The following is a 25,891-nucleotide window of genomic DNA, read 5'->3' as shown; positions in this document are numbered from 1 at the left end:
CCGGTTCCCATGCGGGGAACCGGCCTGCTGTGGACCGACCAGTGTACGACTTATCCGATCAGTGCGCTCTGTGGCACGCGTCTCGGCTCCGCGGCGCACGCGTACGGCCCAGCACCGCGCACGTACGGCTCAGCGTGCGTTGAAGTACTTCGCCTCCGGGTGGTGGATCACGATGGCGTCGGTGGACTGCTCGGGGTGCAGCTGGAACTCCTCGGACAGCTGGACGCCGATCCGCTCCGGCTGGAGCAGGTCCGCGATCTTCGCGCGGTCCTCCAGGTTCGGGCACGCCCCGTAGCCGAGGGAGAACCGCGCGCCCCGGTACTTCAGGGCGAACATGTCCTCGATGTCGCCGGGGTCCTCGCCTGCGAAGCCCAGCTCCGAACGGACGCGTGCGTGCCAGTACTCGGCGAGAGCCTCGGCCAGCTGGACGGACAGGCCGTGCAGTTCGAGGTAGTCGCGGTAGGCGTTGGCCTCGAAGAGCTTGGCGGTCTGCTCACCGATGCGGGAGCCGACGGTGACGACCTGCAGTCCGACCACGTCCGTCTCCCCCGACTCCTCAGGGCGGAAGAAGTCGGCCAGGCACAGCCGCCGGCCCCGGCGCTGGCGGGGGAAGGTGAACCGGGTGCGTTCGTTGCCGCTCTCGTCCAGGATGATCAGGTCGTCGTCCTTGGAGACGCAGCGGAAGTAGCCGTAGACCACGGCCGCCTCCAGCAGGTTCTCGGTCTGGAGCCGGTCCAGCAGACCGCGCAGCCGCGGGCGGCCGTCAGTCTCGACGAGCTCCTCGTACGTCGGCCCCTCGCCGGTGCGGGCCTGCTTGAGACCCCACTGGCCCTTGAAGAGGGCGCCCTCGTCGAGCCAGCTCGCGTACTCCTTGAGCTGGATGCCCTTGATGACGCGGGTGTCCCAGAACGGCGGAGTGGGCACCCGGTTGTCGACGGCGACGTCGGAGCGGACATGGCCCTCCTCGGGCCGCTCCTCGACCTCGGCGGTGGCGGCCGGCCGTACCCGGCGCTGCTTCAGCTCCGGCAGGCTGGCACCGGGTACGCCGCGCTTGACGCCGATGAGGGCGTCCATCAGGCGCAGGCCCTCGAAGGCGTCGCGGGCGTAGCGGACCTCGCCCTCGTAGATCTCGTGCAGGTCCTGCTCGACGTAGGCGCGGGTGAGGGCGGCGCCTCCCAGGATCACCGGGTAACTGGCCGCCAGGCCGCGCTGGTTGAGCTCCTCCAGGTTCTCCTTCATGATCACCGTGGACTTGACCAGGAGCCCGGACATGCCGATGACGTCGGCCCGGTGCTCGTCGGCGGCCTCCAGGATCGCGGAGACGGGCTGCTTGATGCCCAGGTTGACGACGTTGTAGCCGTTGTTGGACAGGATGATGTCGACGAGGTTCTTGCCGATGTCGTGGACGTCCCCGCGCACGGTGGCCAGCACGATGGTGCCCTTGCCCTCGGTGTCCGACTTCTCCATGTGCGGTTCGAGGTAGGCGACCGCGGACTTCATGACCTCGGCGGACTGGAGGACGAACGGCAGCTGCATCTGGCCGGAGCCGAACAGCTCGCCGACGACCTTCATGCCGTCCAGGAGGGTCTCGTTGACGATGTCGAGGGCGGGGCGGTCCTGCAGGGCCGCGTCCAGGTCGGCCTCCAGGCCGTTCTTCTCACCGTCGATGATGCGGCGCTTGAGGCGCTCCTCCAGCGGGAGGGCGGCCAGTTCCTCGGCCTTGCCGGCCTTGAGGGACTTGGCCGTGGCGCCCTCGAAGAGCGCCATCAGCTTCTGGAGCGGGTCGTAGCCCTCGGCGCGGCGGTCGTACACGAGGTCGAGGGCGGTCCGCACCTCCTCCTCGGAGAACCGGGCGATCGGCAGGATCTTGCTCGCGTGCACGATCGCCGAGTCCAGGCCCGCCTTGACGCACTCGTCGAGGAAGACGGAGTTCAGCAGGATGCGGGCGGCCGGGTTGAGGCCGAAGGAGATGTTGGACAGACCCAGGGTGGTCTGGACGTCGGGGTGACGGCGCTTGAGTTCGCGGATCGCCTCTATGGTGGCGATGCCGTCGCCCCGGGACTCCTCCTGACCGGTGCAGATGGTGAAGGTCAGGGTGTCGATGAGGATGTCCGACTCGTGGATGCCCCAGTTCCCGGTCAGGTCCTCGATCAGCCGTTCGGCGATCTCGACCTTCTTCTCCGGGGTGCGGGCCTGGCCCTCCTCGTCGATGGTCAGCGCGATCAGCGCGGCCCCGTGCTCGCGCGCCAGGGTGGTGACCTTCGCGAAGCGGGACTCCGGGCCGTCGCCGTCCTCGTAGTTGACGGAGTTGATGACGGCGCGCCCGCCGAGCTTCTCCAGGCCCGCCTGGATGACCGGGACCTCGGTGGAGTCCAGGACGATCGGCAGGGTGGAGGCGGTGGCGAAGCGGCCGGCCAGCTCCTGCATGTCGGCGACGCCGTCCCGGCCGACGTAGTCCACGCAGAGGTCCAGCATGTGGGCGCCCTCGCGGATCTGCTCGCGGGCCATCTCCACGCAGTCGTCCCAGCGGGCGTCCAGCATGGCCTCGCGGAACTTCTTGGAACCGTTGGCGTTGGTGCGCTCACCGATGGCCAGGTACGAGGTGTCCTGGCGGAACGGGACGGTCTGGTAGAGGGAGGCGGCGCCGGGCTCGGGGCGCGGGCTGCGCTCGGGCGGGGTGACGCCCCGGACCCGCTCGACCACCTGGCGCAGGTGCTCGGGGGTGGTGCCGCAGCAGCCGCCGATGAGGGAGAGGCCGTAGTCCCGTACGAAGGCCTCGTGGGCGTCGGCCAGTTCGGAGGGGGTGAGCGGGTAGCTGGCGCCGTCCTTGCCGAGGACGGGCAGGCCGGCGTTGGGCATGCACGACAGCGCGATGCGGGAGTGCCGGGAGAGGTAGCGCAGGTGCTCGCTCATCTCGGCGGGTCCGGTGGCGCAGTTCATGCCGATCATGTCGATGCCGAGCGGTTCCAGCGCGGTGAGCGCGGCGCCGATCTCGGAGCCCAGCAGCATGGTGCCGGTCGTCTCGACGGTGACGGAGACGACGATCGGGACGTCCAGGCCGGCGATCTCGCGGGCGCGGTGGGCGCCGATCACGGCGGCCTTGGTCTGCAGCAGGTCCTGGGTGGTCTCCACGATCAGCGCGTCGGCGCCGCCCGCGATCAGGCCCTCGGCGTTCTGCTGGAAGGCGTCGCGGATGGTGGTGTACCCGATGTGGCCGAGGGTGGGCAGCTTGGTGCCGGGGCCGATGGAGCCGAGCACCCAGCGCCCGCGGCCGTCACGGGCGACGTAGCCGTCGGCGGTCTCCCGGGCGATCCGGGCGCCCGCCTCGGACAGTTCGTACACGCGCTCGGGGATGTCGTACTCGGCCATCGCCGCGTAGTTGGCGCCGAAGGTGTTGGTCTCGACACAGTCCACGCCCGCGTCGAAGTACGCCTCGTGGACCGAACGGACGATGTCCGGCCGGGTCACGTTCAGGATCTCGTTGCAGCCTTCCAGCTGCTGGAAGTCGTCGAGGGTCGGGTCCTGGGCCTGGAGCATGGTGCCCATCGCCCCGTCGGCGACCACCACACGGGTGGCGAGCGCCTCTCGGAGCGCGGACACCCGGGTCCGGCTGTCGGTGGAAGGGGACGGCGACGACGAGGCCATGAAGGGCTCCCTTGGATGCGACGGCTGTCGGCTATGCGGTCCGCCGGGCCGGGCCCGGGCACGGACGCACTGCGCCAGCCTAACCGGGTGTCGGCCCGGATGGGCAGGCCGTCCATGTGGCGGACGAGTGAGGGAGCAGGTGAGGCGGCAGACGGGGCGGTGGATGGGCGAGTATGTGGCCCATCCACGGCGTCCGCGCACGCGCACGCGAACCGCGCCCGAGGTGAGCACCGGAACCGCGCCTCGGGCGGGGACGGGTCCTCACGCGGGGTGAGCGCGGACCACGCCTGGTGTAACGCGTGTCGACCAACCATTAGCGGAGAGTCGACATGGACCGGTAGTGTTCGACATTGCCGAACGACGGTTACGGCAGTCTTACGGCGAGGGTCGTAGGGGACGGAGGCAGGACTGCGATGGCACGGAACATCCAGTCGCTCGAACGGGCGGCCGCGATGCTGCGACTGCTCGCGGGCGGCGAGCGACGGCTCGGCCTGTCCGACATCGCCTCGTCACTGGGCCTGGCAAAGGGCACCGCGCACGGCATCCTGCGCACCCTCCAGCAGGAGGGGTTCGTCGAGCAGGACGAGACCTCCGGGCGCTACCAGCTGGGTGCCGAGCTGCTGCGGCTCGGCACCACCTATCTGGACGTGCACGAGCTGCGGGCCCGGGCGCTGGTGTGGACGGACGATCTGGCCCGCTCCAGCGGGGAGAGCGTCTACCTGGGCGTTCTCCATCAGCAGGGCGTCCTGATCGTGCACCACGTGTTCCGGCCCGACGACAGCCGGCAGGTGCTGGAGATCGGCGCGATGCAGCCGCTGCACTCCACGGCCCTCGGCAAGGTGCTGTCGGCCTACGACCCGGTGGCGCACAGCGAGGCCCTGGAGGCCGACCGCAAGCCCTTCACGGACCGTACGACCTGTGACCTCGACGCTTTCGAGCACATCCTCGACATCACCCGCGCGCGCGGGTACGCGGCGGACGTGGAGGAGACCTGGGAGGGCGTGGCGTCGGTCGCGGCGCCGATCCACGACCGGCGGCGCATGCCGGTGGGCGCGGTGGGCATCACCGGCGCGGTGGAACGGCTGTACAAGGACGGCGAGCTGCAGCCCGAGCTGATCGCCGCGGTGCGGGACTGCGCCCGCGCGGTGTCACGGGACCTGGGCGCGGGACGGTTCTGACCGCACGCCGCTGATCACCCCTGAGGCCGGTCCGCCTGTCGGCGGACCGGCCTCAGCCGTACCCTGATGTGGACAAAATTGAGCAAAAGCACAGTTCAGTGAGGTTACCGCAGCGCATCCGGCCCGCGATCCCGACAAAGATCGACAACTCGCGCACCTCAATAACGATCGCGCTTTCGATAACAGAACTCTTGACGCACACGTAACGCCGGGGCGAGACTCCCGTCCATCGGTCGGCATTGTCGAACACCTAACGGCAATACGCGCTAGAGTGTGGCAACGCCAAGGGCCGGCATCGCTCTCACCCCCGAGAGTCGCCAACACCCCGAAGGGACTCGGGGTTCGGCTTCCCTGGACGAAGGACAAAGGAGTCGCGGGTGTCCAGCTCCGACATCTTCATCGGCGAGACCATCGGTACCGCCATACTCATCCTGCTCGGCGGCGGTGTGTGCGCCGCCGTCACGCTCAAGGCCTCCAAGGCCCGTAACGCCGGCTGGCTCGCCATCGCCTTCGGTTGGGGCTTCGCCGTCATGACGGCGGTCTACATCTCCGGACCGCTGTCCGGCGCCCATCTCAACCCGGCCGTCACCGTGGCCCTCGCGATCAAGGACGACGACTGGAGCAACGTTCCGGTCTACTTCGCCGGCCAGCTGCTCGGCGCGCTGATCGGCGCGACCCTGGTGTGGGTCGCCTACTACGGCCAGTTCCAGGCGCACCTGACCGACAGGGAGATCGTCGGCGGCCCGGGCGCGCAGGCCACCACGGCCAAGGCCGTCGAGGCGCAGGAGAAGGGCGCCGGCCCGGTCCTCGGCATCTTCTCCACCGGCCCCGAGATCCGGAACGTGGCGCAGAACCTCGCCACGGAGATCATCGGCACCGTCGTGCTGATCCTGGCGGTCCTCACGCAGGGCCTCAACGACAAGGGCAACGGCCTCGGTGTGCTGGGCGGCCTGATCACCGCCCTGGTGGTCGTCTCCATCGGTCTCTCGCTCGGCGGCCCGACGGGCTACGCCATCAACCCGGCCCGTGACCTCGGCCCGCGTATCGTGCACGCGCTGCTCCCCCTGCCCAACAAGGGCGGCTCCGACTGGAGCTACGCCTGGATCCCGGTGGTCGGTCCCCTGATCGGCGGAGCGATAGCCGCGGGCATCTACAACGTCGCCTTTGCTTAGAAGCAGACCTCCGCTGGCAGCAGACCTCCGCTGAAGCACCAGACGTACCGCCACACACCACGGATCTTCGAGGAGCACACCGTGACCGACGCCCACACCGCAGGCCCGTTCATCGCCGCGATCGACCAGGGCACGACCTCCAGCCGCTGCATCGTCTTCGACAAGGACGGCCGTATCGTCTCGGTCGACCAGAAGGAGCACGAGCAGATCTTCCCCAAGCCGGGCTGGGTCGAACACAACGCCAACGAGATCTGGACCAACGTCCAGGAAGTCGTGGCCGGGGCCGTCCAGAAGGCCGGCATCACCCGGGACGACATCAAGGCCATCGGCATCACCAACCAGCGCGAGACCACCGTGCTGTGGGACAAGAACACCGGTGAGCCCGTCTACAACGCCATCGTCTGGCAGGACACCCGTACCGACGCCCTCTGCCGCGAGCTCGGCCGCAACGTCGGCCAGGACCGCTTCCGCCGCGAGACCGGCCTCCCGCTGGCCTCCTACTTCGCCGGCCCCAAGGCCCGCTGGCTGCTCGACAACGTCGACGGCCTCAAGGAGCGCGCCGAGGCGGGCGACATCCTCTTCGGCACCATGGACACCTGGGTCATCTGGAACCTGACGGGCGGTGTCGACGGCGGCAAGCACGTCACCGACGTCACCAACGCCTCCCGCACCATGCTGATGAACCTGCACACCATGCAGTGGGACGAGAAGATCGCCGAGTCCATCGGCGTGCCGCTGCAGATCCTGCCCGAGATCCGCTCCTCCGCCGAGGTCTACGGCGAGGTCACCGGCGGTCCCCTGGGCGAGCTGCTCGGCGGCATCCCGGTCGCCTCCGCGCTCGGCGACCAGCAGGCGGCCCTGTTCGGCCAGACCTGCTTCTCCGAGGGCGAGACCAAGTCCACCTACGGCACCGGCACCTTCATGGTGATGAACACCGGTGACAAGATCATCAACTCCTACGCGGGCCTGCTGACCACGGTCGGCTACAAGATCGGCGACCAGCCGACGGTGTACGCCCTCGAGGGCTCGATCGCCGTCACCGGTTCGCTGGTGCAGTGGATGCGCGACCAGATGGGCCTGATCTCCACCGCGGCCGAGATCGAGACGCTCGCGCTCTCGGTCGAGGACAACGGCGGCGCCTACTTCGTGCCGGCCTTCTCCGGCCTGTTCGCCCCGCACTGGCGCTCCGACGCCCGCGGTGTGATCGCCGGTCTGACCCGGTACGTCACCAAGGCACACCTGGCCCGCGCCGTCCTGGAGGCCACCGCCTGGCAGACCCGCGAGATCGCCGACGCCATGGTGAAGGACTCCGGCGACGAGCTGATCGCGCTCAAGGTCGACGGTGGCATGACCGCCAACAACCTGCTGATGCAGCAGCTCGCCGACGTCCTCGACGCCCCGGTGGTGCGTCCGATGGTCGCCGAGACCACCTGCCTGGGCGCCGCCTACGCCGCCGGCCTCGCCGTCGGCTTCTGGTCCAGCACCGACGAACTGCGCGCCAACTGGCGCCGGGCCGCCGAGTGGACCCCCCGCATGGACGCGGAGACCCGCGACCGTGAGTACAAGAACTGGCTCAAGGCCGTCGACCGGACCATGGGCTGGATCGACGACGAGAGCTGACGAGAGCGCGCACGCTCTCACGATCGAGCTCTGACGAGGAGTAAGAACCCCACATGACCAGTCAGTCCACCCTGCAGTCCGTGCCTGCCCTGGGTACGCACCCGGCCTCCGGCTCGCTGCCGAGCCGGGCCGAGACCAGGGACCAGCTCTCCAAGGCGTCGTACGACCTTCTTGTGATCGGCGGCGGCATCCTGGGCATCTCCACCGCCTGGCACGCCGCGCAGTCCGGTCTCAGGGTGGCCCTGGTCGACGCCGGCGACTTCGCCGGCGCCACCTCCTCCGCCTCCTCCAAGCTCCTCCACGGCGGTCTGCGCTACCTGCAGACCGGGGCGGTGAAGCTGGTGGCGGAGAACCACTTCGAACGCCGTGCGGTCTCCCGCCAGGTGGCTCCCCACCTGGCGAACCCGCTCACGTTCTACCTCCCCGTGTACAAGGGCGGTCCGCACGGCGCGGCGAAGCTCGGAGCGGGCGTCTTCGCCTACTCCGCGCTCTCCGCCTTCGGTGACGGCGTCGGCCACCTGCTCTCGCCCGGCCGGGCCCAGCGGGACGTGCCGGAGCTGCGTACCGAGAACCTCAAGGCCGTCGCGGTGTACGGCGACGACCAGATGAACGACGCGCGGATGGCGCTGATGACGGTCCGCGCGGCCGTCGAGGCGGGCGCGGTCGTCCTCAACCACGCCCAGGTCACCGGCCTGCGCTTCACCAAGGGCCGGGTGACGGGCGCCGACCTGAAGGACGCCGTCTCCGGCGAGGAGTTCGGCGTCAACGCCCGGCTGGTGCTCAACGCGACCGGCCCGTGGGTCGACCACCTGCGCCGGATGGAGGACCCGAACGCCGCCCCGTCCATCCGGCTCTCGAAGGGCGCGCACCTGGTCCTGAAGCGGACCGCGCCGTGGAAGGCCGCGCTCGCGACCCCCATCGACAAGTACCGGATCACCTTCGCCCTCCCCTGGGAGGACATGCTCCTGCTCGGCACCACCGACGAGGAGTACGAGGGCGACCCGGCGGACGTCTCCGTCACCGAGAAGGACATCGCCCAGATCCTGGACGAGGCCGCGTTCTCGGTCCGGGACCAGCAGCTCCGGCGTGACCTGATCACCTACGCCTTCGCGGGCCTGCGGGTGCTGCCGGGCGGTCCCGGCGACACCGCCAAGGCCAAGCGGGAGACCGTGGTGACCGAGGGCAGGGGCGGCATGCTGTCCGTCGCGGGCGGCAAGTGGACCACCTTCCGGCACATCGGCCGTACCGTGATGGAGAAGCTGGAGGCGTTGCCGGGCCACCCGCTGGGTGACGACTTCGAGCCGATCGCCTCGCTGCCGAAGAAGCTGCCGCTGCCCGGTGTGGCCAACCCGCGCGCCGTCGCCCACCGCCTGCTGGTGGACAACCCGGCCCCCGGCCCGCGCATGGCCGCCGACACGGCCAAGCACCTGGCCACCCACTACGGTTCGCTGGCCTTCGACATAGCCCGGATCGCCAACGAGCACCCGGAGCTGGCCGAGCGGGTCCACCCGGACGCCCCGGAGATCTGGGCGCAGGTCGTCTGGGCCCGCGACCACGAGTGGGCGGAGACCACGGACGACGTGCTGCGCCGGCGTACCACCCTGACCATCCGCGGCCTGGCCACGGACGACGTCAAGGCCAAGGTCCAGGACCTGCTCGACAAGAAGTGACAGCGCCCGCCCGCCGGTTTCGGCGGGCGAGCGGCGCGCCAGGTACGCCCTGACCGGCCCGGCGCCCCGGAACCCCCGGCCCCGCCGTACCGGTGCCGGGTCCTGGAGGGGCGGCTCCCCTCCCCTAGGGAGCCGCCCCTCTTCCGTGTGCGCGCCCCGGCGTACGCGCGTACGCCGCGGCCTTGTGCCTGGCTAGGGTGCCCGACCCAGGCCACCGCGCCACCAGCCGCTCCCCGAACGCTTCCACGCGCGAGTTCCGGCATGTGCGGTTGCAGTCGTACCTCGCGGGCCCGGGCAGCACGTCGCTCGCCCCACCGGGCCCGCGGGAGTCGCCGGAGACGAGCGCCCTGAACGAGCGGCCCCGCTGACCGGGGCCTGACCAGGTCGCATAATGTGACCCAGACATCGGAGGTCTAAGCCACCAGGAGGCCCGGTATGGCAGTCACCGACGAGGCGATCGAGAAGATCAAGGACATGATCGTCTCCGGTGCGCTGCGCCCCGGTGACCGGTTGCCGAAGGAGAGCGAACTCGCCGCCGAACTCGGGCTGTCCCGCAACTCGTTGCGGGAGGCGGTGCGGGCCCTGTCGCTGATCCGGATCCTGGACGTACGGCAGGGCGACGGCACCTACGTCACCAGCCTGGACCCGCAGCTGCTCCTGGAGGCGATGAGCTTCGTCGTGGACTTCCACCGCGACGACACGGTCCTGGAGTTCCTCGCGGTGCGCCGGATCCTGGAGCCGGCCGCCACCGCGATGGCCGCCTCCCGGATCAGCGAGCAGCAACTGGACGCGCTGGCGACCCAGTTGGACGCGCTGGGCGCCGCTCCCTCGGTGGAGGAACTGGTCGCCTGCGACCTGGAGTTCCACCGGGGCATCGTGCAGAGCTCCGGTAACTCGGTGCTCTGCTCGCTCCTTGACGGGCTGTCGGGGCCCACCACCCGGGCCCGGATCTGGCGCGGACTGACCCAGGAGGACGCGGTCGCCCGGACCCTGCGGGAACACCGGGCGATCCTGGCCGCGCTGCGCGACCGGGACGCGGAGGCGGCCCGCTCCTGGGCGACCGTGCACATCGCGAGCGTGGAGCAGTGGCTGCGCAGCAGTCTGTGAAGCGCTTGCCGTCCGTGGGCGGTTCCTCGCCTGATCGGGGTGTTCATGGGCGGCGAACGGGGCAGTGATCCGTTCACTCCCCCGTGCAAGGGGGCTGCGGGCGCCCCCGCCGGACGCCGTAAGGTTGGGGCGTACGCGAGGGTACGTCGGAAGGAGGCGCTGGGTGATCGAGCTGGAGGGGGTTCCCGAGCTGATCGACCCAGTGATGGTGGCCGCGTTCGAGGGCTGGAACGATGCCGGCGACGCCGCCTCCACCGCGGTCGCGCACCTGGAGCGGGAATGGAAGGGCGAGGTGTTCGCGGCCCTTGACGCCGAGGACTACTACGACTTCCAGGTCAACCGCCCCACGGTGTGGATGGACGCCGGCGTGCGCAAGATCACCTGGCCGACGACGCGGCTGTCCGTGGTCCGGGTCGGCGGCGACAAGCCGCGCGATCTGGTGCTGGTCCGGGGCATCGAGCCGTCCATGCGCTGGCGCTCGTTCTGCAACGAGCTGCTCGGCTTCGCCCACGAGCTGGGCGTGGAACTGGTGGTCGTCCTGGGCGCCCTGCTGGGCGACACCCCGCACACGCGTCCGGTGCCGGTCAGCGGGGTCACCTCCGACCCGGACCTGGCCCAGCGGATGGACCTGGAGGAGACCAAGTACGAGGGGCCGACGGGCATCGTCGGCGTCCTGCAGGAGGCCTGCACCCACGCGGGCGTCCCGGCGGTCTCGCTGTGGGCCGCCGTCCCGCACTACGTCTCCCAGCCGCCCAACCCGAAGGCCACGCTGGCGCTGCTGAACCGCCTGGAGGACCTGCTCGACCTGCGGATCCCGCTGGGTGAGCTGCCCGAGGACGCGCGCGCCTGGCAGGTCGGCGTGGACCAGCTGGCCGCCGAGGACAGCGAGGTCGCGGAGTACGTGCAGACGCTGGAGGAGGCCCGGGACACCGCCGAGCTGCCGGAGGCGTCGGGCGAGGCGATCGCGCGTGAGTTCGAGCGCTACCTGCGGCGCCGGGACGTGAACCCGCCGCCGGGCCCCGGCGGCCACGCCACGGCGGACGGCACCGACAGCGCGCCCTACCTGCGGGACAGCCCCGGCAACCCGGCCGGCAAGGCGCGGCCGCCGCGTCCGCCGAGGCCCGACACGCCCGGGAGCGCCGGGGAGGGCGGGGACGGCGGGGATCCCGGGCCGGACGGCGAGGACACCTCCGAGGACTGAGACAGGGGCGGTACGCGTCTGCGTACCGCCCCTTCTCGACCGCCGCGAAGGTGAGCGCCGTGCGTGCGCGTCGTGGCGGGTCGCGCGGTGCCCCGCGCCCCTTGAAAACTTGAAAGGCAGTGCCCCGCGACCCCTGGAGAGGGGGCGCGGGGCACGGGGTCTCCTCAGAGGGCCACGCCGAGCAGCGCGTCCACCGCGCGTGACACGACGCCGGGCGCGCCCGTGTCCGTGCCGCCCCGCTCCTGCTGGAGCGCGGCCCAGCGGTCCACCGCCGCCAGGGCGGCCGGGGCGTCCAGGTCGTTGCTCAGGGCCTCGCGGATCTCCTCCACCAGGGCCTCCGCCGCCGGGCCGTCCGGACGGGAGACCGCCGCGCGCCAGCGGTCCAGGCGCGCCACCGCGTCCGCCAGGACCTGGTCGGTCCACTCCCAGTCGGCTCGGTAGTGGTGGGAGAGCAGGGCGAGGCGGATGGCGGCCGGGTCGACGCCGTCCCGGCGCAGCTGCGAGACGAAGACCAGGTTGCCCTTGGACTTGGACATCTTCTCGCCGTCGAGGCCGACCATGCCGGCGTGGACGTACGCCTTGGCCATCGGGAACTCGCCGGTGAGCACCTGGGCGTGCGAGGCGCCCATCTCGTGGTGCGGGAAGGCGAGGTCGGAGCCGCCGCCCTGGACGTCGAAGGTCATGCCGAGGTGGTCGAGGGCGATGGCCACGCACTCGATGTGCCAGCCCGGGCGGCCGCGGCCGAGGGAGCCGCCGTCCCAGCTGGGTTCGCCCTCCCGGGCGGCCATCCACAGCATCGGGTCGAGCGGGTTCTTCTTGCCGGGACGCTCGGGGTCGCCGCCGCGCTCGGCGGACAGCAGCCGCATGGCGGCCGCGTCGAGGCCCGAGACCTTGCCGAAGTGGGGGTCGGACTCGACGGAGAAGTAGATGTCGCCTTCGAGTTCGTAGGCGGCGCCGAGATCGCGCAGCCGTTCGACGAGCGGCACGATGCCGGGTATCGCCTCGACCGCGCCTATGTAGTGCTGCGGGGGCAGCATCCGCAGGGCGGTCATGTCCTCGCGGAAGAGCGTCGTCTCCCGCTCGGCGAGGGCGACCCAGTCGACGCCGTCGCGCTCGGCGCGCTCCAGGAGCGGGTCGTCGACGTCCGTCACGTTCTGGACGTAGTGCACCTGCCGCTTGGAGTCGAGCCACACACGCTGAACCAGGTCGAACGCGTTGTAGGTCGCCGCGTGCCCCATGTGGGTGGCGTCGTACGGCGTGATGCCGCAGACATAGATTCGGGCGACGGGACCGGGGTCGAGGGTGACGAGGCCGCCGGTCGCGGTGTCGTGGATCCTCAGGTCGCGGCCCTGACCAGGCAGGGCGGGGACCTCGGAAGCGGGCCAGGCATGCATGTACATGAGCGTAACCGGACCTGAGTTCGGTATACGAACCGGACCAGGCCAGATGGCCGGGAAGGCGCTCTTGATCTTGCGTCCGCGATGTGCTGCGGGGCCCTCACACGGGCGGCCAGGGGATGGCCGGCCACTCTCCGCTCGGTTCCGGGTGCCTTCCGGTGGTGAGCAGCGCCTCGACACGCGCGCGCGTGGCGTCGAGCTCGACGGCGGTGATCAGCTCGGCCAGCCGGGTCCCCAGCGCCCCGCCGAGGGCCTCACGCAGCCTTGTGAGGGCCTCGACGGCCTCGGTGGTGAGGGATTCCCCAGCCCAGCCCCACAACAGCGTGCGCAGCTTGTTGTCGGCGTTGAAGGTGACCCCGTGGTCGATGCCGTACAGGCGTCCGTCGCCGGTGGGCAGCAGATGGCCGCCCTTGCGGTCGGCGTTGTTGATCACGGCGTCGAGGACGGCGAGCCGGCGCAGCCGTTCGTCGTCGGCGTGCACCAGCAGCGCGGTCTTCCCCTCGCCGACCTCGGCGAACCCGATCGCCTTCCAGCCCGGCTCCGGCTCCTCGGCGTCGACCAGCGCGAGCAGGTCGGCGCTCTCGGCGTCGACGTCGATCCAGAGCTGGCACATGCCCTCGCCGTAGGGGCCGTCGCGCAGCACGGTGGGCGGGACCAGGTCCCAGCCGGTGGCCACGGCGACCTCGTAGGCGGCGACCTCGCGCTGGGCGAGGGTGCCGTCGGGGAAGTCCCACAGCGGCCGTTCCCCGGCCACCGGCTTGTAGACGCAGGACGCTTCCTCGCCGTCGTACGCGACCGTGCAGAACAACGCAGCGTTGGAGGCGTCGCGGATGCGTCCGCGTACCTTCAGCTCACCGTGGGCGAGCAGTTCGGCGGCGGTCACGCTCCGCGGCGGTATCCGTTCTGGCGCGGACATACGTGTCCTTCCGGGTCGAGCGGGAGGCTGCACAGCGGGCACGGCGGCCGCCCGGCGTTGACGACGTCAAGGGCGCGCTTGGCGAAGGCCCTGGCCTGCGCGCCGGTCAGCCGGACCCGCAGCATCGGGGGCCCGTTCTCCTCGTCCTGCAGGAGCCGCTCCTCGGCCTCGGCGAGGTCCTCCTCGGAGTCGGCGTCCAGCTCCACGAGCGCCTGCGCCTCGACGATCATGCGCTCTTCCTCGCCGTCCCAGGCGAGCGCCATGGTGCCGACGCGGAACTCCTCCTCGACGGGGGAGTCCAGCGGGGCGCTGTCGGCGATCTCGGTGGGTGCGACGGCGGGGACGGCCGCGTTGCCGCCGCTGCGCCGGACGACCTCGTCGAGGAGTTCGTCCATGCGTTCGGCGAGCGCGGCTACCTGGGTCTTCTCCAGGGCCACGCTGGTCGTCCGGGGGCCGGCCGTGGCCTGGAGGAAGAACGTACGGCGTCCGGGCAGTCCGACCGTACCCGCGACGAAGCGGTCCGGCGGATCATAGAGGAACACCTGACGGGACACGTCCTGTCTCCATGGGAATCGAGAGTGCGTGGGTTCGGAAGGGCGGCTGACCGTACGGGGTGCCGGTCGGCGACCAGGTGGGTCGCTTCACCCTACTGCGGTTGACGATCACGGCGCGCCGGCGCCGCCACCGACCGGGGCGTCCTCCCCTGCGGGTTCCTCGCGGGGGGCGAGGGAGGCGAAATCCCCGGTGTCCCCGAGACGCACGAGAAAAGGCCGCAGGCGGGTGTAACGGATCGCGGTGATGGAACACGGTTCGACGGAGATCCGCTGGAAGAGGTCGAGATGCAGCCCGAGCGCGTCCGCGACGAGCGACTTGATGATGTCGCCGTGCGAGCACATCAGGTACACGGCGTCGGCGCCGTGGTCGCGCTCCACGCGCGCGTTCCACTCGCGGACCGCCTCGGCGGCGCGGGTCTGCATGGCGCGCATGGACTCCCCGCCCGGGAAGGCGGCCGCCGACGGGTGCGCCTGCACCACCTCCATCAGCGGCTCGTCCCCCAGTTCGGCGAGCTTGCGGCCGGACCAGTCGCCGTAGTGGGCCTCGCCGATCCGGTCGTCGGTGTGGGCGGTGAGACCGGGACGGGCGTCCAGCAGCGGGCGGACGGTCTCCTGGCAGCGCTGCAGGGGGCTGGCGACGATCTCGGCGATCGGCAGCCCGGCGAGCCGGCCGGGCAGTGCGGCGGCCTGGGCGGTGCCGCGCTCGTCGAGGGCGACGCCGGGGGTCCAGCCGGCGAGCAGCCCGGAGGTGTTGGCGGTGGACCGTCCGTGCCTTACGAGGATCAGCGTGGGCATGCCGCCCAGGGTAGGCGTTCGCCGAAGTGCGCAGGCGGTGGGGCGACGGGAGAATACGCTCCGTGATCGTCGACTGCGCCATCTACTGCGACGGGAGGCGGACGGAGACCCCGCAGGACTTCTCCGACGCCCTCGCGGAGGCACGCGCGCGTGGCGACAGTTTCCTCTGGATCGGCCTGTACGAGCCGACGGAGCACGAGTTCGACCTGGTCACCGACGAGTTCGGGCTGCATCCGCTGGCCGTCGAGGACGCCCTGACCGCCCACCAGCGGCCCAAGCTGGAGGTGTACGACGACTCGCTGTTCGTCGTCCTGAAGCCGGTGACGTACGAGCCGAAGGGCGACACGGTGACCTCCGGCGAGCTGATGATCTTCATCGGGGACTCCTTCGTGGTGACGGTGCGCCACGGGACGCCCTCGCCGCTCGGGGACATCCGGCGCCACCTCGAGGAGCAGCACGAGCTGCTCAAGCACGGGCCGACGGGCGTGCTGTACTCGATCTCCGACGCGGTCGTCGACAACTACCTGGAAGTCTCGACCGAGCTGCAGAACGACCTGGAGGAACTGGAGGCCGAGGTGTTCTCGCCGAGCGGCGGCGGCTCCCGGCACACCGCGTCGCGGATCTACACCTTCAAGCGGCAGATCCTGGAGTTCCGCCGGGCCACCGTGCCGCTGGCGATGCCCATGACCAAGCTGGCGGGGGTGGGCCCGTACGGCAGCGGCACGACGGTGCCCTTCGTGCGCGAGGACGCCCGCCCGTTCTTCCGGGACGTCAATGACCACCTGCTGCGCGTGAACGAGGGCGTGGAGGCCCTGGACCGGCTGGTGTCGGACGTCCTCAGCGCCCATCTCGCGCAGATGAGCGTGCGGCAGAACGACGACATGCGGAAGATCTCGGCGTGGGCGGCCATGGCGGCGGTACCCACGCTGATCGCGGGGATCTACGGCATGAACTTCGATCACATGCCCGAGCTGCACTGGGTCTGGGGGTACCCGGCGGTGATCCTGCTCATGGTCGCCCTGGAGCTGCTGCTGTACCGGACGTTCAAGCGCCGCGGCTGGATGTGAGGCACGCGGCGGCCGGGCGGCCCGCTGCCGCTCCCGCTCAGGCGAACTCGGGGGCGGTGGTCGTGGGGCCGCCCAGGGCGTTTCTGCGCTCCGGCATCCGCAGCGAGACCATCCGGCGCCATCCGGCGGCGCGCTCGTAGGCGTAGACGGCGTGGATGCCGAACGCGAGCAGGGCGGACCTGCCCTTCGGCCAGCCGAGGATGCGGCCCATGTGGGCCATGACGGCGAGGCTGACGTCCCGGTAGATCCTGATCTCGGCGAGCGCGCACTCGCGCAGGGTGCGCTGGATCGCGCGGCCGTGCCCGGCGGCGGCGAACCGCAGCAGTTCCTCATGGCAGTAGGCGAGGTGGTTGTCCTCGTCGTCGGAGATCATCCGCACCGCGCGGCCGAGGTCCGGGTGGTCGGCGAAGTACCTGCGCAGCAGCTCCATCTGCTCCGAGGCGCGCTGTTCGGTGACCCGGCTGTGGGCGAGGTAGGTGACGATGTCGTGCACGGTGAGCGCCCGGTCGGCCCTGAGCTTGTCGTGGGCGAGTCCGATGCCGTGCCGCTCCAGGAGCATCGTGTAGTCGGTGTCGGGCGGGACCGGCACGGGGGTGAGCCCGCGCTTCTTCATGAGGGCGTTGAAGATGCGCCCGTGCTTGTCCTCGTCGGCGCCGTGTCGGGTGATCTTGGGAGCGAGGTCGTGTTCGGTCTTCGGTACCAGCGCGGCGATCCGCGCGTTCTCCCAGCCGCCCTGCGCCTCTCCGCTGGCCGCGATGGAGCAGAAGAGCCGGAAGGACTCGTCGTTGTCGAGGATCTCCAGGAACAGACTCTTGGCCGAAAGCATCGTGGGCACCCCTCCGGAGGACTCACCAGACCCGCAGAGAACGAGTCAAATGCCCCATCCTGGCTGCTGCAACAGCTGTGCGGACGAACTCGGCCGAAAGGAGGAGCAGCGGTGTCACACCGAGCGCGTAACCGCGCGGGCGCGGGCGCGTTGTTCCGCGTGACGGCCGTGGCGGGGAAGACCCCCGAGCCCCCACCACGGCCGCGGAATCCTCTCGCCGGTGCGCTTATGCGAGGCCGGCGCGCTCCAGGGCCTCGGCGCCGGCCCGCAGCGAGGCGAGCCGCTCGTCCAGGGCGAACCCGGCGGGCGCGAGGGACAGCGTGGTGACCCCGGCGGCCGCGTAGGCCTTCATCCGGTCGGCGATCCGCTCCACGGAACCCAGCAGCGTGGTCTTGTCGATCAGGTCGTGCGGAACGGCGGCCGCGGCCCCGTTCTTGTCCCCGGACAGGTACTTGTCCTGGATCTCGGCGGCCTCCTGCTCGTAGCCCATGCGCTGGGCGAGATGGTTGTAGAAGTTCTGCTTGCGGCTGCCCATGCCGCCGACGTACAGCGCGGTGTACGGGCGGAAGGTGTCGGCGAGGGTGTGCACGTCCTTGTCGTCGCCCACGGCGAGCGGCAGTGTCGGGCAGACGTCGAACCCGTCGAGGCTCTGGCCGGCCTTCTGGCGGCCCGCGCGCAGGTACTTGACGGCCGTCTCCTCCAGGTGCTCGGCGGAGGGGAAGATCAGCAGCGCGCCGTCGGCGATCTCGCCGGTCTGCTCCAGGTTCTTCGGCCCGATGGCGGCGATGTAGACCGGGATGTGCTCGCGCTCGGGGTGCACGGTCAGCTTGATCGGCTTGCCGGGACCGCCCGGCAGCGGCAGCGTCCAGTGCTCGCCCTCGAACGACAGCCGCTCACGGCTCATCGCCCGGCGCACGATCTCCACGTACTCGCGGGTGCGGGAGAGGGGCTTGTCGAACTTGACGCCGTACCAGCCCTCGGAGACCTGCGGGCCGGAGACGCCGAGGCCGAGCCGGAAGCGGCCCTTGGAGAGCGAGTCGAGCGTCGCGGCGGTCATCGCGGTCATCGCGGGCTGCCGGGCCGGGATCTGGAAGATGGCCGAACCGACGTCGATGCGCTCGGTCTGTGCGGCGACCCAGCTGAGCACCGTGGCGGCGTCGGAGCCGTAGGCCTCGGCGGCCCAGCAGACGGCGTAACCGAGCCGCTCGGCCTCCTGCGCCACGGCCAGGTTGTCCCCGTCCATCCCGGCACCCCAGTAGCCGAGGTTGATCCCGAGCTTCATGGCCGATCCCCTTACCGATCAGTAACGTCGCTGTCGGAGAGACCATAGCGTGGGAATTTCGGCCGGGGGGACCGGTCCTGGTCCGACCGTGGACCGCGGCGGCCGACCGCGCCGTCTTCCGGTGGAAACCGGTTATCCACAGGCAACCCAAGGCACCAGCTCTGGCCAGTAATCTCGCGGGCATGGAGCAGAGGCATCTCGGCCGTACCGGCCTGCGCGTGTCCCGGATCGGGCTCGGCACTCTCACGTGGGGCCGGGACGTCGACGAGCACGACGCCGCGGACATGCTGAAGGCGTTCTGGGAGGCCGGCGGAACCCTCGTCGACACCGCTGACGTGTACGGCGACGGAGAGGCCGAGTACCTGCTCGGACAGCTCATAGAGGGGCTGGTGCCGCGCCGTGACCTGGTCATCTCGACGAAGGCGGGCAGCGTTCCCGACCCCGACCGCCGTTTCGACGGCTCCCGCGGCCATCTGCTCGCCGCGCTCGACGCCTCCCTGGCCCGCCTCGGCACCGACTACGTCGACGTCTGGCACGTGCACGCCTACGACCCGGACACCCCGCTGGAGGAGACGCTCCAGGCCCTCGACCTGGCCGTCAGCAGCGGCCGCGCCCGGTACGCCGGGGTCTCCAACTTCTGCGGCTGGCAGATCGCGAAAGCGGCCACCTGGCAGCTCGCGGCGCCGGGCACCCGTACCCGGCTGGCCAGCACGCAGCTGGAGTACTCGCTGCTCCAGCGGGGCATCGAGCGCGAGGTGCTGCCCGCCGCCCTCGACCTCGGCATCGGCCTGCTGCCGTCCTCGCCGCTGGGCCGGGGCGTGCTGACCGCGAAGTACCGGCACTCCACTCCCCCGGACTCCAGAGGCGGCTCGGAGCATCTGGCGCCGTTCGTCGCGCCGTATCTCGACGACACCGCGACCCGGATCGTGGACGCGGTGCAGACGGCGGCGGACGGGCTCGCCGTGACACCGCTCCAGGTGGCCCTCGCCTGGGTGCGGGACCGGCCCGGAGTCGTCGCGCCGATCGTCGGCGCGCGCAACGCGCAGCAGCTCACGGGGGCGTTGTCAGTGGAGGCGCTTAGTCTTCCTGACGAGATCTGCCGGGCGCTCGACGACGTGTCGGCGCCCGTGCACCGCTATCCCGATCACGACTGGAGCACGCTGTGAGCACGGAGCCGGGGCTGGGCGCCACTCCCGAGGCCGACGAGGGCGAAGAGGGCACGACGGCCGGGGGGACGCCGGGGGCCGACACCCGCACCGCCGGCACGGGCGACGACGACCCGGCAGGCGCGGCGAAGCAGTCCGAGGCCGAGGCCGAGCTGGCCGCCCAGCGGATCGAGCGGGAGCGGATCGAGCGCCGTAAGTCGGAGAAGAAGGGCCCCATCGAGAGCGGGGCCGGACTCAGCGGCAAGGCGGCCGACCTGCTCGCGGCGATCCGTGCGGTGGAGAGCGGCGACAAGCCGGCGGGCACCGTGTTCGCCGCGCCGGAGCCCGCCCCGCGCCCGGCGGCCGGGCCGGAGCCGGTCCACCGGCCGCGGCCGGCGCCCGTCACCGCCGCGCCCGCCGTGGCGACGGTCGCGTCGGTCCGGGCGGTGCTGGCCGAGGGCGGTGCCCCCGAGTCGCTGGCCCCCCAGGTCGCCACGGCTCTCGGCGAGGGCGCCGACACGCTGCTGCGGGAGGATCCCTGGCAGCTGCTCCGGGTCACCGGCGTCCGGCCGGACCAGGCGGACGGGTTCGCGCGGGCGCTGCTGGGCGCGGAGTGCGCTCCCGACGACGAGCGGCGCGGCCGGGCGGTGACCGGCTGGCTCCTGGAACAGGCCGCCCTGGCCGGACACACCGCGCTGGAGATGCCGGCGCTCACGGCCGCCCTGGCCCAGCGGTCCGTGCCCGACCCGGAGGCGGCCGTGCGGGACGCGCTCGCCGAGGGGGACGCGCTGGTCTTCCATGACCTCCTGGACCCGGGCGCCCCCGAGCCCGAGGACGACGAGGAGGAGCGGCCGGTCCGGACCCTGGTCGCCCTGGAGCGGTACGCGCTGGCCGAGGAGAGCCTCGCCGACGGACTGGCCCGGCTGGTCAACTCGTTGTCCAAGGACGCCTCGGAGCCCTGGGAGACGGCCGCCGCGGCGGTCTCCGGCGGTGCCGCCGAGCTGGCGGCCGCGCTCGTCGGACACGGCCTGGTGCTGCACACGGGCGGCGAGGCGGCCCGCGACGAACCGGCGGCCCTGCTGACCGCAGCCCGGCGCGCCGGGCTGCGCGCCTTCGCCGCCGTGCACACCTCGGAGGGACAGCTCCGCCTGGCCGCGCGGTCGGCGGCCGCGGACACGGGCGTCGGCACGGTCGCCGGTCTGCTCTCCGGTGCCGAGGGACCGGGCCGGGACGCGGAGGGTGCCCTGGACCTCGACCTGCTGATCGTGCTGGACGCGCCCCAACTGGACGTGGAGGGCGCGGCGGTGCTCGTGGAGGCGCTGCCCGACGGGGCCCGGCTGGTGCTCAGCGGGGATCCGGCGGTGCTGTGGTCGGCGGGCCCCGGGCGGGTCTTCGCCGACCTGCTGGCGGCCCGGGTGTGCCCGCAGATCGCCTCGCGCACGCCCGACCCCGGCCCGCTCGGTGACCTGGTCTCCGGTATCGGTGCCGGCGAGCTCGGCCAGGTCGAGGCACCCGGCAAGGAGATCGTGATCGTGCCGGTGCGGGACGCCGGCGAAGCGGTGCACCGGACGGTGCAGCTGGTCGCCGACTCCGTGCCGCGCGCCATCGGCGTCCCCGCCGAGCAGACCGTGGTGATCACCCCGGGCCATGGCGGCGCGGCCGGCACCCGCGCCCTCAACGCCGCCCTCAAGGAACGGCTCAATCCGGGCCCCGGCCGCTTCGGCGGCTTCGACCCCGGTGACCGGGTCGCCTACTCCCCCGCGCCGGGCCGTACGGTCACGGGCCAGGTGGTGGACGCCGACGCCGACGGGCTGCACCTGTCGTGCGCGGGCGCGCCCGTGGTCGTACCGCAGGAGCGGGTGGAGCAGGCCGTACGGCACGGCTGGGCGCTGACCGCCCACCAGGCGGTCGGCGGCCGCTGGCCGGCCGCGGTCGTGGTGCTCCCCGGCGACGCGGCCCAGTCCCTCAGCCGTCCTTGGGTGTACACGGCCTTCGGCCGGGCGGAGCGGCATCTGTCGGTGGTCCACGGAGTGGAACAAGCCTTGCCCAAGGCGGTGGCCGAGTCCCTGCCGAAGCCCCGGACGACCCGCCTGCCGCTCCTGCTCAAGACACAGGTACCGCCGACGGCCGAGGCCTGACCCGGCCGGCGGTGCCCTACGTGCCCCGAGGCGCGCGGGACACCGCCGACCGGAAGGTCAGCGCTCCGCGTCCAGCGGCTCCAGGTCCTCGTCCTCATCCAGGTCGAGGTCGTCCAGCTCGTCCGCGCCCGCGCCGCGTGCGGTTTCCTCGCCGTCCTCGCCGTCCTCGTCGTCCTCGTCGTCGAACACCGCGCTGACGTCGAACCGGCACACCACCCGCTGCGGGTCGACCCCCTCGAACGGGGCCTCCAGCCACTCACCGGGCTCGGCCGCCTCGTCCGCGGCGGTCACCCACAGCGTGGAGTCGCCCTCTTCCAGGCCGAACTCCTTGTGCCGGGAGGCGATCTCGTCCGGCTCGAACTCGCCGAACAGGATCCCCAGCGCCCCGTGGATGGTGCCGGCGGCGTCCTCGTCCGCGCCCGGCCCGTCGCCGTACTCCGCCGCCTCGACCCGCTGCGCCTGCGCCAGCAACCGCTGTGGTTCCGCCACGGCGTAGTCGCGGCGGATCAGCACGCTGATCGCGTTCGGCTCCTCGGGCCCCGCGTACGGCGGCAGCGAGTCCTCGGTGCCGGGGATCTCGAAGGGGGTGACCTCGTCGTAGCGGTCGTAGAGCAGCTCGTCGTAGACCTCGGCGGCCGCGGCCAGCTGGTTGAACGCCTCGTAGACAGCCGGGTCGTCCTCCCCCGACCTGCGTTCGACCGCGGCCAGATGGCGGTCGAGCGCGGTCTTGACCGCCTCGGCGGCGGCGCGTACCTCGGCAGCGGTGGGCTGCGCAGCATCAGACATAGTGCAGACGCTATCCGTACCGGGCACCAGCCCGCACAATAGATGCGATGCCGGAATACGAATTTGTCGACGTGTACGTACCTCGCGGGGTGTCCCGCAAGGAGGCGACGCGTCTGCTGACGGACCATGCCGAGTACGGACACTGGGAGTTGGACCGACTGAGCCTCATGCGCGACGGCAGCCGCAGGGTGCGGTTGCGCCGGCGGATCATCCGCCAGGTGCGTGCCACATGGTGAGACTCTCCGCATGACGGAAGGGGCCCCGCATCGACGGGGCCCGCTCCGTTCACGTACCGCCGCGGGGGCGTCACCGTCCGTGCGCTACACCGAGGCGCGCGCCTTGCGGTAGAGCACCGCGCCCGCGAGCAGCGCGCCGGCGCCCGCCGGGAGCGCGAGGCCGAGCGGCACGTCACCTCCGGTGTGCGCGAGCTGGGCGGCACCGGTACCGGGGTGGGTCACCGAGCCGCCGCCCAGTGGGCTGACGGCGGAGGACCCGTGACCACCGGTCGGAACGGTCCCGCCTCCGGGGTGACCGGGGGTGCCAGGGTGCCCGGGAGTACCCGGAGTACCGGGGTTTCCCGGCTGTCCCGGGGTGCCGGGAGTGCCAGGGTTTCCCGGCTGTCCCGGATGACCGGGGTGCCCGGGAGTACCGGGGTTGCCCCCGTGCCCGCCGTGGCCGCCGGAACCACCGTGACAGCCACCGTGGTGACCACCGCCACCGCCGTGGTCGCCGTACCCTCCGCCGTGGTCGCCGTTGGCGCAGTCGTTGCCGATGGCCGTGTTGCCGATGCCGATCACGTCGACGCTGTTGCCGCACACGTTGACCGGTACGTCGATCGGGGCCTGCACCGTGTTGCCCGAACCGACCCCGGGCGAGCCGCCGGTGCGGCCGACGGCATGCGAACCGCCGCCGTGACCTCCCGAGTCTCCGTAGCCCCCGGTCGCACCGCCCCCGCCGCCCCGGTCGGCGCACTTGTTGCCCATCGACGGGTTGAGGGCGCCGACGACGTTCACGGTGTTGCCGCAGACGTTCACCGGCACGTGCACCGGCGCCTGCACCGTGTTGCCGGACAGCACACCGGGCGAGTGGGTGGCCGAGCCTACGGCCCCGGAGTCGGCGTGTGCGTAGCCGCTCGCCGCGGCGATCACTCCGGTCGCCGCGGCCACCGTCATAAGGCCCTTGCGAGTGCCCTGTCGCATTTTCGAATTCCCCCCTGCCTTGGATCCTGACCATTGCATTTCTCGCGGAAATTCCGCGGAGAAACCGGCCGGCCCCGGAGCGCGTGGCGCGCACTCCGGGGCCGACGGAAAGACGCCCCTCAGGGAGTGGGCGTCACTTGTTGACGCAGGAGTTGCCGAAGGCGGGGTTCAGCAGCCCGATCACCGAGATCGTGTTGCCGCAGACGTTCACCGGGACGTGCACGGGAACCTGGATCACGTTGCCGGAGACGACACCCGGGGAACCCACGGCAGCGCCCTGAGCACCCGAGTCGGCGACGGCCAGGCCCGCACCCGCGAGAACCAGACCACCAGTGGCAGCCGCAGCAGCGACGACCTTCTTGAGCATTATTCCTCCTTGTTGGCAATGCGATCCCAAGTAGCGGATCGCATGAGATGTAACGAGGAGGGAGTAATGGAGCTACGAGCTTATCGTCGCATTCACTCTTTCCAGTCGATCTCGTACAGCCGCCCGAATACCTGAAGCCAGGAGTTCACGACGCGTACCGCTTCACGAGGCGTCGATGAACCGGTCGAGCACCCGCACTCCGAACCGCAGCCCGTCCACCGGCACCCGCTCGTCCACGCCGTGGAACATGCCCGCGAAGTCCAGCTCCGGCGGCAGCTTGAGCGGCGCGAAGCCGAAGCCGCGGATGCCGAGGTCGTCGAAGGACTTGGCGTCGGTGCCGCCGGAGAGCATGTAGGGGACCGCCTTGGCGGTCGGGTCCTCGGCGAGCAGCGAGGACTGCATGGCCTCCACCAGCGCCCCGTCGAAGGACGTCTCCAGCGCCTTGTCGGAGTGCACGTCCGCGCGGACCACGTTCGGACCGAGGAGCCGGTCGAGGTCGGCGAGGAACTCGTCCTCGTGGCCGGGCAGGAACCGGCCGTCGATGTGCGCGGTGGCCTCGCCGGGGATGACGTTGACCTTGTAACCGGCGTTCAGCTGGGTCGGGTTGGCGGTGTTGCTCAGGGTCGCGCCGATGAGCTTGGCGATGCCGCCGAGCCGGGCCAGCGTCGACTCCATGTCCTCCGGGTCCAGTTCGGTGCCGAGCGCGTCGCCCAGTTCGTCGAGGAAGGCCCGGGTGGTCTTGGTGACCCGCACCGGGAACCTGTGCCGGCCGACACGGGCGACGGCCTCGGACAGTTCGGTGATCGCGTTGTCGCGGTGGATCATCGAGCCGTGCCCGGCGGTGCCGGCCACCTTCAGCTTCATCCAGTGCATGCCCTTCTCGGCCGTCTGGATCAGGTAGAGCCGGCGCTCCTCGTTCACCGTGAAGGAGAAACCGCCCACCTCGCTGATCGCCTCGGTGACACCCTCGAAGAGGTCCGGGTGGTGGTCGACGAGGTGCCGGGCGCCCCAGGTGCCGCCGGCCTCCTCGTCGGCGAGGAAGGCGAGCACGATGTCCCGGGGCGGCTTGCGGCCGCTGCGCAGCCGGTCCCGCACGACCGCCAGGGTCATCGCGTCCATGTCCTTCATGTCGACCGCGCCCCGGCCCCACACGCACCCGTCCGCGATCTCGCCGGAGAACGGGTGGTGCGTCCAGTCGTCGGCATTGGCCGGTACGACGTCGAGGTGGCCGTGGATCAGCAGGGCCGGACGGGTGGGGTCCGCGCCCTCGATGCGCGCCACCGTCGAGGCGCGGCCCGGGTGCGACTCGAAGATCTCCGGTTCGAGCCCGACCTCGGCGAGCTTCTCGGCCACCCACTCGGCGGCCTTGCGCTCGCCGGGCCCGGAGTGGTCGCCGTAGTTGCTGGTGTCGAAGCGGATCAGCTCGCGGCAGAGGTCCACGACCTCGTCCTCGCCGGTGACGCTCCTGGCCGTGTCCGTCTCGCTCACGCTGCTTCCTTCCGCTGTCACTGCCGGCCGGTCCCTGTCGTCCTTGTCGTCCTTTCCGTCATCCTCTCTCCCTTCCGGCCCGAGCCCAAGACCGGTCCCGGTCCGTCACACGCCGTTCACGCCCGTGCGTCCTGGGAACGGGGTGTGATCGGCCACCTCCGAAAGCCTGGTAATGTTTCCTTCGTCGCCGCGAGGGGAACCCCGCGCGACAGACACCTTGTCCGGGTGGCGGAATGGCAGACGCGCTAGCTTGAGGTGCTAGTGCCCTTTATCGGGCGTGGGGGTTCAAGTCCCCCCTCGGACACCACGAAGAAACCCCTGCTCAGCAGGGGTTTCTT

At 71.3% G+C, this 25,891-nt stretch carries 21 protein-coding genes and 1 tRNA gene; 11 read left to right on the top strand and 11 right to left on the bottom strand.

From position 1 onward, the window contains the following. Window positions 1-129: 129 nt before the first annotated feature. Window positions 130-3,645, bottom strand: coding sequence for a methionine synthase (gene metH / locus ACZ4O3_RS35490; protein WP_362718934.1), 3,516 nt, complete (start codon window positions 3,643-3,645; stop codon window positions 130-132). A 413-nt stretch (window positions 3,646-4,058) separates the two neighbouring features. Here metH and ACZ4O3_RS35485 point away from each other — a divergent pair, with 413 nt between their 5' ends. From ACZ4O3_RS35485 to ACZ4O3_RS35460, 6 genes are all read left to right on the top strand, one after another. Beyond that, a complete protein-coding gene (locus tag ACZ4O3_RS35485) occupies window positions 4,059-4,823 on the top strand; it encodes an IclR family transcriptional regulator (protein ID WP_384996634.1) in 765 nt (254 codons plus the stop codon). A 377-nt stretch (window positions 4,824-5,200) separates the two neighbouring features. Beyond that, window positions 5,201-5,995: an MIP/aquaporin family protein gene (locus tag ACZ4O3_RS35480; protein ID WP_362713811.1), complete on the top strand. Its 795-nt coding sequence runs from the start codon at window positions 5,201-5,203 to the stop codon at window positions 5,993-5,995. A gap of 81 nt (window positions 5,996-6,076) precedes the next feature. Beyond that, the gene (gene glpK, locus ACZ4O3_RS35475; protein WP_362713813.1) at window positions 6,077-7,615 is read left to right on the top strand and encodes a glycerol kinase GlpK; all 1,539 of its coding nucleotides are present in this window, start codon (window positions 6,077-6,079) and stop codon (window positions 7,613-7,615) included. Window positions 7,616-7,668: 53 nt separating this feature from the next. Beyond that, window positions 7,669-9,285 carry a glycerol-3-phosphate dehydrogenase/oxidase gene (locus ACZ4O3_RS35470; protein WP_362713815.1) on the top strand — a complete coding sequence of 539 codons (1,617 nt, stop codon included), beginning with the start codon at window positions 7,669-7,671 and terminating at the stop codon, window positions 9,283-9,285. Between the two features lie 435 nt (window positions 9,286-9,720). After that, window positions 9,721-10,392, top strand: a complete 672-nt coding sequence (locus ACZ4O3_RS35465) for a FadR/GntR family transcriptional regulator (RefSeq protein WP_362713817.1) — start codon at window positions 9,721-9,723, stop codon at window positions 10,390-10,392. A 163-nt stretch (window positions 10,393-10,555) separates the two neighbouring features. Then, window positions 10,556-11,593 (top strand): PAC2 family protein, encoded by a 1,038-nt coding sequence (locus tag ACZ4O3_RS35460; protein WP_467726275.1) that lies wholly within the window; start codon window positions 10,556-10,558, stop codon window positions 11,591-11,593. A gap of 164 nt (window positions 11,594-11,757) precedes the next feature. Here ACZ4O3_RS35460 and mshC read toward each other — a convergent pair whose 3' ends face one another. From mshC to ACZ4O3_RS35440, 4 genes are all read right to left on the bottom strand, one after another. Then, on the bottom strand, window positions 11,758-12,987 hold the full coding sequence (mshC, locus tag ACZ4O3_RS35455) for a cysteine--1-D-myo-inosityl 2-amino-2-deoxy-alpha-D-glucopyranoside ligase (RefSeq protein ID WP_467726273.1): 1,230 nt from the start codon (window positions 12,985-12,987) through the stop codon (window positions 11,758-11,760). Window positions 12,988-13,090: 103 nt separating this feature from the next. Beyond that, entirely contained in the window at window positions 13,091-13,906 is an 816-nt protein-coding gene (locus tag ACZ4O3_RS35450; protein ID WP_362722548.1) for an SCO1664 family protein, read from the bottom strand. Further along, window positions 13,870-14,460, bottom strand: a complete 591-nt coding sequence (locus tag ACZ4O3_RS35445) for a DUF3090 domain-containing protein (protein WP_351320481.1) — start codon at window positions 14,458-14,460, stop codon at window positions 13,870-13,872. Before ACZ4O3_RS35445 ends, ACZ4O3_RS35450 begins: the two co-directional genes overlap by 37 nt. A gap of 108 nt (window positions 14,461-14,568) precedes the next feature. Next, on the bottom strand, window positions 14,569-15,255 hold the full coding sequence (locus ACZ4O3_RS35440) for a histidine phosphatase family protein (protein WP_362722552.1): 687 nt from the start codon (window positions 15,253-15,255) through the stop codon (window positions 14,569-14,571). A gap of 62 nt (window positions 15,256-15,317) precedes the next feature. Here ACZ4O3_RS35440 and corA point away from each other — a divergent pair, with 62 nt between their 5' ends. Beyond that, window positions 15,318-16,322 carry a magnesium/cobalt transporter CorA gene (gene corA, locus ACZ4O3_RS35435; RefSeq protein ID WP_362722555.1) on the top strand — a complete coding sequence of 335 codons (1,005 nt, stop codon included), beginning with the start codon at window positions 15,318-15,320 and terminating at the stop codon, window positions 16,320-16,322. A gap of 37 nt (window positions 16,323-16,359) precedes the next feature. On the opposite strand, the gene ACZ4O3_RS35430 is transcribed toward corA, so the two are convergent. Next, the gene (locus tag ACZ4O3_RS35430; protein WP_362722558.1) at window positions 16,360-17,148 is read right to left on the bottom strand and encodes a ferritin-like domain-containing protein; all 789 of its coding nucleotides are present in this window, start codon (window positions 17,146-17,148) and stop codon (window positions 16,360-16,362) included. Between the two features lie 226 nt (window positions 17,149-17,374). After that, a complete protein-coding gene (locus tag ACZ4O3_RS35425) occupies window positions 17,375-18,430 on the bottom strand; it encodes an LLM class F420-dependent oxidoreductase (protein ID WP_362722562.1) in 1,056 nt (351 codons plus the stop codon). Between the two features lie 182 nt (window positions 18,431-18,612). Between ACZ4O3_RS35425 and ACZ4O3_RS35420 the strand changes: the two genes are divergently transcribed. Then, window positions 18,613-19,596: an aldo/keto reductase gene (locus tag ACZ4O3_RS35420; protein ID WP_362722565.1), complete on the top strand. Its 984-nt coding sequence runs from the start codon at window positions 18,613-18,615 to the stop codon at window positions 19,594-19,596. Next, the gene (locus ACZ4O3_RS35415; RefSeq protein WP_467726353.1) at window positions 19,581-21,713 is read left to right on the top strand and encodes a helix-hairpin-helix domain-containing protein; all 2,133 of its coding nucleotides are present in this window, start codon (window positions 19,581-19,583) and stop codon (window positions 21,711-21,713) included. The genes ACZ4O3_RS35420 and ACZ4O3_RS35415 overlap by 16 nt, the downstream gene beginning before the upstream one ends. Before the next feature lie 57 nt (window positions 21,714-21,770). Here ACZ4O3_RS35415 and ACZ4O3_RS35410 read toward each other — a convergent pair whose 3' ends face one another. Beyond that, window positions 21,771-22,499, bottom strand: a complete 729-nt coding sequence (locus tag ACZ4O3_RS35410) for a hypothetical protein (protein ID WP_467726270.1) — start codon at window positions 22,497-22,499, stop codon at window positions 21,771-21,773. A 47-nt stretch (window positions 22,500-22,546) separates the two neighbouring features. Here ACZ4O3_RS35410 and ACZ4O3_RS35405 point away from each other — a divergent pair, with 47 nt between their 5' ends. Beyond that, window positions 22,547-22,735, top strand: a complete 189-nt coding sequence (locus tag ACZ4O3_RS35405; protein WP_046732800.1) for a DUF5703 family protein — start codon at window positions 22,547-22,549, stop codon at window positions 22,733-22,735. Between the two features lie 84 nt (window positions 22,736-22,819). On the opposite strand, the gene ACZ4O3_RS35400 is transcribed toward ACZ4O3_RS35405, so the two are convergent. The 3 genes from ACZ4O3_RS35400 to ACZ4O3_RS35390 form a co-directional block, all read right to left on the bottom strand. Further along, window positions 22,820-23,698: a chaplin gene (locus ACZ4O3_RS35400; RefSeq protein WP_467726269.1), complete on the bottom strand. Its 879-nt coding sequence runs from the start codon at window positions 23,696-23,698 to the stop codon at window positions 22,820-22,822. Between the two features lie 133 nt (window positions 23,699-23,831). Beyond that, the gene (gene chpH / locus ACZ4O3_RS35395) at window positions 23,832-24,065 is read right to left on the bottom strand and encodes a chaplin ChpH (RefSeq protein WP_362724041.1); all 234 of its coding nucleotides are present in this window, start codon (window positions 24,063-24,065) and stop codon (window positions 23,832-23,834) included. A gap of 162 nt (window positions 24,066-24,227) precedes the next feature. Beyond that, window positions 24,228-25,553: a M20/M25/M40 family metallo-hydrolase gene (locus ACZ4O3_RS35390; protein ID WP_362724044.1), complete on the bottom strand. Its 1,326-nt coding sequence runs from the start codon at window positions 25,551-25,553 to the stop codon at window positions 24,228-24,230. A 219-nt stretch (window positions 25,554-25,772) separates the two neighbouring features. Here ACZ4O3_RS35390 and ACZ4O3_RS35385 point away from each other — a divergent pair. After that, window positions 25,773-25,860, top strand: a tRNA-Leu gene (locus ACZ4O3_RS35385). Window positions 25,861-25,891 lie beyond the last annotated feature (31 nt).

The organism is Streptomyces sp. NPDC026515 (genome assembly GCF_055567595.1).
This window is presented reverse-complemented; position numbering and strand designations above follow the sequence as displayed.

Coding starts and splice junctions, on each gene's coding strand:
- metH (WP_362718934.1), bottom strand. CDS start 3,645: ATGGCCTCGTCGTCGCCGTCCCCTTCCACCGACAGCCGGACCCGGGTG.
- ACZ4O3_RS35485 (WP_384996634.1), top strand. CDS start 4,059: ATGGCACGGAACATCCAGTCGCTCGAACGGGCGGCCGCGATGCTGCGA.
- ACZ4O3_RS35470 (WP_362713815.1), top strand. CDS start 7,669: ATGACCAGTCAGTCCACCCTGCAGTCCGTGCCTGCCCTGGGTACGCAC.
- ACZ4O3_RS35465 (WP_362713817.1), top strand. CDS start 9,721: ATGGCAGTCACCGACGAGGCGATCGAGAAGATCAAGGACATGATCGTC.
- mshC (WP_467726273.1), bottom strand. CDS start 12,987: ATGCATGCCTGGCCCGCTTCCGAGGTCCCCGCCCTGCCTGGTCAGGGC.
- ACZ4O3_RS35450 (WP_362722548.1), bottom strand. CDS start 13,906: ATGTCCGCGCCAGAACGGATACCGCCGCGGAGCGTGACCGCCGCCGAA.
- ACZ4O3_RS35440 (WP_362722552.1), bottom strand. CDS start 15,255: ATGCCCACGCTGATCCTCGTAAGGCACGGACGGTCCACCGCCAACACC.
- ACZ4O3_RS35430 (WP_362722558.1), bottom strand. CDS start 17,148: ATGCTTTCGGCCAAGAGTCTGTTCCTGGAGATCCTCGACAACGACGAG.
- ACZ4O3_RS35425 (WP_362722562.1), bottom strand. CDS start 18,430: ATGAAGCTCGGGATCAACCTCGGCTACTGGGGTGCCGGGATGGACGGG.
- ACZ4O3_RS35420 (WP_362722565.1), top strand. CDS start 18,613: ATGGAGCAGAGGCATCTCGGCCGTACCGGCCTGCGCGTGTCCCGGATC.
- ACZ4O3_RS35410 (WP_467726270.1), bottom strand. CDS start 22,499: ATGTCTGATGCTGCGCAGCCCACCGCTGCCGAGGTACGCGCCGCCGCC.
- ACZ4O3_RS35405 (WP_046732800.1), top strand. CDS start 22,547: ATGCCGGAATACGAATTTGTCGACGTGTACGTACCTCGCGGGGTGTCC.
- ACZ4O3_RS35400 (WP_467726269.1), bottom strand. CDS start 23,698: ATGCGACAGGGCACTCGCAAGGGCCTTATGACGGTGGCCGCGGCGACC.
- chpH (WP_362724041.1), bottom strand. CDS start 24,065: ATGCTCAAGAAGGTCGTCGCTGCTGCGGCTGCCACTGGTGGTCTGGTT.